8 protein-coding genes are annotated in these 8,667 nt (G+C 70.4%); 7 read left to right on the top strand and 1 reads right to left on the bottom strand.

Translation table 11 applies throughout. The features are described from left to right. Window positions 1-27: 27 nt before the first annotated feature. From ACFRCR_RS13970 to ACFRCR_RS13945, 6 genes are all read left to right on the top strand, one after another. Window positions 28-810, top strand: a complete 783-nt coding sequence (locus tag ACFRCR_RS13970; protein WP_377678333.1) for a signal peptidase II — start codon at window positions 28-30, stop codon at window positions 808-810. Continuing rightward, the gene (locus tag ACFRCR_RS13965) at window positions 810-1,748 is read left to right on the top strand and encodes an RluA family pseudouridine synthase (protein ID WP_377678331.1); all 939 of its coding nucleotides are present in this window, start codon (window positions 810-812) and stop codon (window positions 1,746-1,748) included. Before ACFRCR_RS13970 ends, ACFRCR_RS13965 begins: the two co-directional genes overlap by 1 nt. 43 nt (window positions 1,749-1,791) lie before the next feature. Next, entirely contained in the window at window positions 1,792-2,259 is a 468-nt protein-coding gene (locus ACFRCR_RS13960; protein ID WP_377678330.1) for a GNAT family N-acetyltransferase, read from the top strand. A 159-nt stretch (window positions 2,260-2,418) separates the two neighbouring features. Next, on the top strand, window positions 2,419-5,976 hold the full coding sequence (dnaE, locus tag ACFRCR_RS13955; RefSeq protein ID WP_377678328.1) for a DNA polymerase III subunit alpha: 3,558 nt from the start codon (window positions 2,419-2,421) through the stop codon (window positions 5,974-5,976). Then, complete coding sequence (locus ACFRCR_RS13950; RefSeq protein WP_377678326.1) at window positions 5,973-6,503, top strand: NUDIX domain-containing protein; 531 nt, start codon at window positions 5,973-5,975, stop codon at window positions 6,501-6,503. The genes dnaE and ACFRCR_RS13950 overlap by 4 nt, the downstream gene beginning before the upstream one ends. Before the next feature lie 10 nt (window positions 6,504-6,513). Continuing rightward, entirely contained in the window at window positions 6,514-6,921 is a 408-nt protein-coding gene (locus ACFRCR_RS13945) for a pyridoxamine 5'-phosphate oxidase family protein (protein ID WP_377678325.1), read from the top strand. A gap of 39 nt (window positions 6,922-6,960) precedes the next feature. On the opposite strand, the gene ACFRCR_RS13940 is transcribed toward ACFRCR_RS13945, so the two are convergent. Continuing rightward, window positions 6,961-7,188, bottom strand: a complete 228-nt coding sequence (locus tag ACFRCR_RS13940) for an RNA-binding S4 domain-containing protein (protein WP_138824712.1) — start codon at window positions 7,186-7,188, stop codon at window positions 6,961-6,963. 94 nt (window positions 7,189-7,282) lie between these two features. Here ACFRCR_RS13940 and hisD point away from each other — a divergent pair, with 94 nt between their 5' ends. Then, the gene (hisD, locus tag ACFRCR_RS13935) at window positions 7,283-8,608 is read left to right on the top strand and encodes a histidinol dehydrogenase (protein WP_377678323.1); all 1,326 of its coding nucleotides are present in this window, start codon (window positions 7,283-7,285) and stop codon (window positions 8,606-8,608) included. The last annotated feature ends 59 nt before the right edge of the window (window positions 8,609-8,667 follow it).

Below are 8,667 nucleotides of genomic sequence, written 5' to 3'. Positions count from 1 at the left end.
CGGCTGGACATGGCAGACTTGCCGCCGATGCCATCGACTCCCTCTCCCCAGCAGCCCGTGCCCGCCGACCCGTCCGAGGGTGGCGCCGAGGCCGTGTCCGCGGCCCCCGCCACGGACGTCCGGCCGCGCACGACCGTCGCCCCGCGGCGCCTCGTCCTGTGGGTCGTGGTGCTCGCGGCCCTCGTGATCCTGGTCGACCAGGTCACCAAGATCTGGGCTGTCGCAGAGCTCGAGGGTCGCGAGACCATCGAGCTCCTCGGCGAGTGGCTCCACCTGACGTTCATCCGCAACGAAGGGGCGGCGCTCGGGATCGGCTCGGGCTACACCTGGATACTGACGATCGTCGTCACGGTCGTGATCGTGTTCATCCTGCGCAGCATGCGCAAGATCGGGTCACGCGGCTGGGCCGTCGCCCTCGGGCTGCTGCTCGGTGGGGCGCTGGGCAACCTCATCGACCGGATCTTCCGCGAGCCGGGCTTCGCGCAGGGCCACGTGGTCGACTTCATCGGGTACGGGGACCTGTTCATCGGGAACGTCGCGGACATCGCGGTCGTGGCGGCAGCGGTGATGATCGCGATCCTGTCGGTCCAGGGGATCGGCATCGACGGGCAGCGACACGTCGACCAGGAGCGGGAGCAGGAGCAGGCGAAGGACGACGCCGACGAGCACGGGGGCGGCGTCGCCGAGCGGACCGTCGATGCTCCCGAGCCGGGCGCTCCCACCCAGACCTCCCCGAGTGCCGGACACCAGGGTTCCGGCACGGCGGGCACGGCGACCACGTCCGGCCCGGCGGCCGGGACGGAGTCCTGATGGGACAGGTGCGCGCGCTCCCGGTGCCCGACGGGCTGGCCGGCGAACGGGTCGACGCGGCCCTCGCACGCCTGCTGGGCCTGTCCCGCACGCGTGCGGCCGAGGTCGCCGCCGCGGGTGGGGTGCGCGTCGACGGTCGGGAGCTCGGCAAGTCCGACCGCCTGGTCGCAGGGGCCTGGCTCGAGGTCGAGATCCCCGACGAGCCCGAGGCCTCCACTCCGCAGATCGTCGCCGAGCCCGTCCCGGGCATGAAGATCGTGTACGACGACGACGACGTCGTGGTCATCGACAAGCCCGTGGGCGTCGCGGCGCACCCCTCGCCCGGCTGGACGGGGCCGACGGTCGTCGGCGCCCTCATCGCCGCGGGGTACCGCATCTCGACGTCGGGGGCGGCAGAGCGCCAGGGCATCGTGCACCGGCTCGACGTCGGCACGTCCGGGCTCATGGTCGTGGCCAAGAGCGAGCTCGCGTACTCGGTGCTCAAGCGCGCCTTCAAGGAGCGCACGGTCGAGAAGGTCTATCACGCGCTCGTCCAGGGGCACCCCGAGCCGACGACCGGCACGATCGACGCGCCCATCGGGCGTCACCCGTCGGCCGACTACAAGTTCGCGGTCACGGCCGAGGGCAAGCCCTCGGTGACGCACTACGAGGTCCTCGAGATGCTCCCGGCGGCCTCCCTCGTCGAGGTGCACCTCGAGACCGGCCGCACGCACCAGATCCGCGTGCACTTCTCGGCGCTCCGCCACCCCTGCGTGGGGGACCTGACGTACGGTGCGGACCCGGTGCTGGCCAAGAAGGTCGGGCTCACGCGGCAGTGGCTGCACGCGGTGCAGCTCGGTTTCGAGCACCCGGCGACGGGGCAGTGGACGCAGGTCACGAGCGAGTACCCCGACGACCTGGCGCGAGCGCTCGAGGTCGTGCGCGGGGCGTACTCCTGACCGGGCCGGCGGGGTTCGCCGGTCCGCCGACGGAAGGACGACGATGCTGACGACAGAACGGGTCCGGACGCCCGAGCAGCTCACCGAGGCGCACGCGCTGCGCCTGGCGGTCTTCGTGGACGAGCAGCACGTCCCGCTCGCCGAGGAGATCGACGACGCCGACTTCGCGCCGACCACGACGCACGTCGTGGTCCGGGACCCTGCGGGGGACGTCGTGGGGACCGGGCGACTGCTGACCGATCCCGCCCACCCGGGCGAGGTGCACGTCGGGCGCGTCGCGGTGGCGCGCGCTGCGCGAGGCACCGGCGCGGGCGCGGCGGTCATGCGGGCGCTCGAGGAGATCGCGCTCGCCGAGCACGCGCCGGACGGCAGCGTCCGGATCGAGCTCAGCGCGCAGACGCAGGCCACGGGCTTCTACGAACGCCTCGGCTACGAGGTGTACGGGCCGGTCTATCTCGACGCAGGGATCGACCACCGCGACGCCGCGAAGATCCTGCGCTCGCACGACTGACGGGCGGATCTGCCACGGGCTCGGCGCGGCGCTCCGCGGAGGCAGGCGGCGCCGTCGGGCAGGTGGACGAGCGACGGACCGCAGCATGAGACGAGGCACACGCCGGTGCCGGCAGGCGACACGCCGGAAGGCGTCGGTGGCTCGATCTAGACTCGTCGCATGCCGTCTGCCGTCGCCCCCGGAAGCACCCAGAAGTCCGACGACTTCGTCCACCTCCACGTCCACACCGAGTACTCGATGCTGGACGGCGCCGCGCGGCTCGGAGACCTCTTCGAGGAGACCGCGCGACTGGGGCAGAAGGCCATCGCGACGACGGACCACGGCTACATCTTCGGGGCGTTCGACTTCTGGTCCAAGGCGACCCAGGCGGGCATCAAGCCCATCATCGGCGTCGAGGCGTACGTCACGCCCGGAACGAGCCGCTTCGACCAGACGCGCGTGCGCTTCGGCGAGAAGGGCCAGGAGTCCGACGACGTCTCGGCCCGTGGCGCGTACACGCACCTGACGATGTGGGCCCGCAACAACGAGGGCCTGCACAACCTCTTCCGGGCGAGCTCTCTCGCCTCGCTCGACGGACAGATGGGCAAGTGGCCCCGTATGGACCGGGACCTGCTCGAGCGCTACGGCAAGGGCATGATCGCGTCCTCGGGCTGCCCGTCGGGCGAGATCCAGACCAAGCTGCGGCTCGGGCAGTGGGACGCGGCCGTGCAGGCCGCCGGTGAGCTCCAGGACGTGTTCGGCAAGGAGAACTTCTACGTCGAGCTCATGGACCACGGGCTCGACATCGAACGCCGCGTCATCAAGGACCTGCTGCGCCTCTCGGAGACCATCGGTGCACCGCTCGTCGCGACGAACGACCTGCACTACGTGAAGAAGGAGGACAGCCACTCCCAGGAGGCGCTGCTGTGCATCAACTCCGGCTCCACGCTCGCGGACCCGGACCGCTTCAAGTTCGACGGCGACGGCTACTACGTGAAGTCCGCCGCCGAGATGCGCCACATCTGGAAAGAGCTGCCCGAGGCCTGCGACAACACGCTGCTCATCGCCGAGCAGTGCGAGGTCAGCTTCGACACGTCCGCGAACTACATGCCCAACTACCCCTGCCCTCCGGGCGAGGACGAGACCTCCTGGTTCATCAAGGAGGTCGAGAAGGGCCTGCACTACCGGTACCCGGACGGCATCTCGGACGCCGTGCGCAAGCAGGCCGAGTACGAGACCCAGGTCATCGTGCAGATGGGCTTCCCGGGCTACTTCCTCGTCGTCGCCGACTTCATCAACTGGGCCAAGGACAACGGCATCCGCGTGGGGCCGGGACGTGGCTCGGGCGCGGGCTCCATGGCTGCGTACGCGATGCGCATCACGGACCTCGACCCGCTCCAGCACGGCCTCATCTTCGAGCGCTTCCTCAACCCGGACCGTGTGTCCATGCCCGACTTCGACGTCGACTTCGACGAGCGTCGTCGTGGTGAGGTCATCCGCTACGTCACGGAGAAGTACGGCGAGGACCGTGTCGCCCAGATCGTCACGTACGGCACCATCAAGGCCAAGCAGGCCCTCAAGGACTCCTCGCGCCTCCTGGGCTTCCCCTTCGCGATGGGGGAGAAGCTCACCAAGGCCATGCCGCCCGCGATCATGGGCAAGGACATCTCGCTCACGGGGATCTTCAACCCCGACGACAAGCGGTACAACGAGGCCGACGAGTTCCGCCAGATCCACTCGGCGGACCCCGACGCCCAGCGCGTCGTCGAGCTCGCCAAGGGCATCGAGGGCCTGAAGCGCCAGTGGGGCGTGCACGCGGCCGGCGTCATCATGTCGAGCGAGCCGCTCATCGACATCATTCCGATCATGCGTCGCCTCCAGGACGGCGCGGTCATCACGCAGTTCGACTACCCCACGTGCGAGGGCCTCGGCCTGATCAAGATGGACTTCCTGGGGCTGCGCAACCTCACGATCCTCGACGACGCGCTCGAGAACATCGTGATGAACGGCAAGGACCCGGTCGAGCTCGAGGCGCTCACGCTCGACGACCCCAAGACGTACGAGCTCCTGGGGCGCGGCGACACCCTGGGCGTGTTCCAGCTCGACGGCGGCGGCATGCGGACCCTGCTCAAGCTCATGCGCCCCGACAACTTCGAGGACATCTCGGCCGTGGGCGCGCTGTACCGCCCCGGCCCCATGGGCGCCAACTCGCACACCAACTACGCGCTGCGCAAGAACGGGATGCAGGAGGTCACTCCCATCCACCCCGAGCTCGAGGAAGCCCTCGAGGACATCCTGGGGACCACGTACGGCCTGATCGTGTACCAGGAGCAGGTCATGGCCATCGCGCAGAAGGTTGCCGGGTACTCGCTCGGCCAGGCCGACATCCTGCGCCGCGCGATGGGCAAGAAGAAGAAGTCCGAGCTGGACAAGCAGTTCGAGGGCTTCTCCAACGGCATGAAGGAACGCGGCTTCTCCATGGCCGCGGTCAAGACGCTGTGGGACATCCTGCTGCCGTTCTCGGACTACGCGTTCAACAAGGCGCACTCCGCGGCCTACGGCGTCGTGTCCTACTGGACCGCGTACCTCAAGGCCAACTATCCGACCGAGTACATGGCCGCGCTGCTCACGAGCGTGCGCGACGACAAGGACAAGTCGGCCCTCTACCTCAACGAGTGCCGTCGCATGGGGATCACGGTGCTGCCGCCGGACGTGAACTCGTCGTCGGCGAACTTCACCGCCGTCGGCAAGGACATCCGTTTCGGTCTGACGGCGGTCCGCAACGTCGGCGCGAACGTCGTGGACGCGATCGTCGCGACGCGCGAGGACAAGGGGACGTTCGCGTCCTTCACCGACTTCCTCGACAAGGTCCCCGCCGTGGTCTGCAACAAGCGGACCATCGAGTCGCTCATCAAGGCCGGGGCGTTCGACTCGCTCGACCACGCGCGGCGTGCCCTGCTCGTGGTCCACGAGCAGGCCGTGGACTCGGTCATCAGCGTCAAGCGCGAGGAGGCCAAGGGGCAGTTCGACCTCTTCGCGGACCTCGGCGGCGAGGACCCCGCCATGTCCTTCAGCGTGGACGTGCCCGACATCCCCGACTGGGACAAGAAGCAGCGTCTCGCGTTCGAGCGCGAGATGCTCGGCCTCTACGTGTCCGACCACCCGTTGTCGGGGCTCGAGCACGTGCTGACCCGCGCGGCCGACACGTCGATCGCCGCGCTCATGGCCGACGAGGCCCGGCCCGACGGCTCGACGGTCGTCATCGCCGGTCTCATCACCTCGCTCCAGCGCAAGATGAGCAAGAACGGCAACCCGTGGGCCGCGGTGACGATCGAGGACCTCGAGGGAGGCGTCGAGGTCATGTTCTTCGGCGAGACCTACCTCGCGTACTCGACGATCCTCGCCGAGGACCAGGTCGTGGTGCTGCGCGGACGGGTGCGCCGGCGCGACGAGACCATGCAGCTCCAGGCCATGGAGGTCTCGCTCCCGGACATCTCGACGGTCGCCGAGACGCCGGTGCTCGTGAGCCTGCCCGAGTCGCGCTGCACCCAGCCCGTGGTCGAGAAGCTGCGCGAGATCCTCTCGACGCACCCGGGGGTGACCGAGGTCCACCTCAAGCTCACGAGCCCCGGGCGGACCAAGGTCATGCGGCTCGAGGACACCCTGCGGGTCGCGAAGAGCCCGGCGCTGTACGGCGACCTCAAGGCGCTTCTCGGCCCGACGTGCCTCACGGTGTGAGCCCGGACGTGGGCAGGCAGGACGCGGGCGGGTACGTCCCGGCGGCGGACGGTTCGCCGGGGCGATTCCAGGTGGTCCCGGCGGCCTACGTGCTGCTGCGTCGCGGCGACCAGGTCCTGCTCCAGCTCCGGCAGAACACCGGGTACATGGACGGTCACTGGGCCGCGGCCGCGGCCGGGCACGTCGAGCAGGGGGAGAGCGTCCTGGCGGCAGCTCGGCGGGAGGCGCGCGAGGAGCTGGGCGTCGACGTCGCGACGACGGACCTCGAGCCGCTCACGGTCATGCACCGCACGCGCCCGGACGGGGGACCGGTCGAGCAGCGGGTCGACTTCTTCTTCGCCTGCCGCACGTGGTCCGGCGAGCCGGTGATCGAGGAGCGGGAGAAGGCCGCCGACCTGCGCTGGTTCGCGCTGTCCGACCTGCCCGAGCCGCTCGTGCCGCACGAGGCCGCGGTGCTCGCCGCTCTCGCGCGGGGCGTCGTGCCGCCCGTCACGACCTACGGTTTCGGGGGACCGGAGGACACGTAGACTCGCGGTCGTGATCCACCTGACCCCCGAGCAGCGCGTCTTCGTGACCGAGCGCCACCTGGCGACCCTGACCACCCTGCGGGAGGACGGCAGCCCGCACGTCGTCCCCGTGGGCTTCACGTGGGACCCCGAGACCGGGGTCGTGCGCATCACGACCAACGACACGTCGGTCAAGGCCCTCAATGCCGACCGCCTCACCCCCGAGGGGGCCCACCCTCGCGCGGCAGTCTGCCAGGTCGAGGGCGGACGCTGGATCACGCTCGAGGGCATCGTCTCGGTCTCGCGCGACCCCGACGAGGTCGCCGAGGCCGTGCGCCGGTACACGCGGCGCTACAAGGAGCCCCGCGTCAACCCGCGCCGCGTCGTCCTGCGGATCGTCGTGGACAAGGTCATGAGCTCGAGCTACATGGCCCTCTGACCTGGCTGGGGGCGGTCGGGGTCGCCCCGTGGACCGTGGCTAGCCGACGATCGCGCCGATCTGACCGGTCGGGACGTCGACCGTCACGACGTCGCCCTTGTGCAGCTGGCGGCCGCGTCGCGTGTCGACCTCGCCGTTGACCTGGACCTCTCCCTCGGAGATGAGGTCGCGCGCGTGGGCGCCCGACTCGACGAGGCTCGCGAGCTTGAGGAACTGGCCGAGGCGGATGACGTCGTCGGTGATCTCCACCGTGGGTGTCGTGGTCATGAGAGCCATTCTCTCGCGTCCGGGGCGTGCCGGGGAACTGCCCACCTGCTGAATGGCCTGGAGGTCGGTTCGCGGCCCGGCCTACGATGGGTCGGTGATCAACCGCATCGACCTGCGTGGTCGTTCCCTGTCTCCCCGTGAGCTCACGGAGATCCTGCCTCGTCCGGAGATCGGCGTCGAGGACGCCGCGGAGAAGGTCGCCCCGATCCTGCACGACGTCCGTCTGCACGGCGCCTCCGCGCTGCGGGACCTCTCGGAGCGGTTCGACGGCGTGCGACCGGTCCACCTGCGGGTCCCGGCCGAGCGCCTGTCGGCTGCGCTCGAGACGCTCGACCCGCTCGTGCGCGACGGTCTCGAGGAGGCGATCCGCCGCGTCCGCACGGTGCACGCCGCACAGCGCCCCCAGCCGTTCTCGGTCGACCTGGCCCCCGGGGCGCAGGTCCGCCAGCGTTGGATCCCCGTGCGTCGCGTCGGGCTCTACGTGCCCGGCGGGATCGCCGTCTACCCGTCGTCGGTCATCATGAGCGTCGTCGCGGCGCAGGAGGCCGGTGTGCGCGAGCTCGCGGTGGCCTCGCCTCCGCAGCGCGAGAACGACGGTCTGCCGCACCCCACGATCCTCGCGGCCTGCGCGCTGCTGGGCGTCGACGAGGTCTACGCGGTCGGTGGTGCGCAGGCGATCGGCATGTTCGCGTACGGCGCCGCAGGCAGCGAGCCGCAGGACGGCGATTACCTGTGCGAGCCCGTCGACGTCATCACGGGTCCGGGGAACATCTACGTCGCGGCCGCCAAGCGGCTCGTGCGCGGTGTCGTGGGCATCGACTCCGAGGCCGGCCCCACCGAGATCGCGATCCTCGCGGACGGCGGCGCGGACCCGACGCACGTCGCGCTCGACCTCATCAGTCAGGGCGAGCACACGCCCGACGCCGCGGCCGTCCTCGTGACGCCGTCGGTCGAGCTGGCCGCGGCGGTCGACGCCCGCCTCGTGGACCTCGTCCCCGAGACCAAGCACGCGGCGCGCGTGGCGCAGGCGCTGTCCGGTCCGCAGTCCGCGATCATCGTGGTCGACGACCTCGAGCAGGGCCTCGACGTCGTCGACTCGTACGGTGCCGAGCACCTCGAGGTCCAGACGGCCGACGCCGCCGCCGTGGCCGAGCGGGTGCAGAGCGCGGGCGCGATCTTCGTCGGCCCGTACTCGCCCGTCCCGCTGGGCGACTACATGGCGGGGTCCAACCACGTCCTGCCGACCGGTGGGTGCGCGCACTACTCGAGCGGGCTCGGGGTGCACAGCTTCCTGCGCGCGGTGCAGGTCGTCGAGTACTCGGCCGACGCGCTCCAGGAGCTGGCCGACCGCATCGTGGCCGTCGCGAACGACGAGGACCTGCCCGCGCACGGCGAGGCGATCAAGGCGCGCTTCCAGTAGTCGGGGCGACACCCGAGGCGAAGAGAGCGGGGCGCGGACCGGAGAGATGGTCTCCGGTC

Origin of the sequence: Oerskovia sp. NPDC056781 (assembly GCF_042789955.1) — a bacterium.
GTDB classification, from domain to species: domain Bacteria; phylum Actinomycetota; class Actinomycetes; order Actinomycetales; family Cellulomonadaceae; genus Oerskovia; species Oerskovia rustica.
This window is presented reverse-complemented; position numbering and strand designations above follow the sequence as displayed.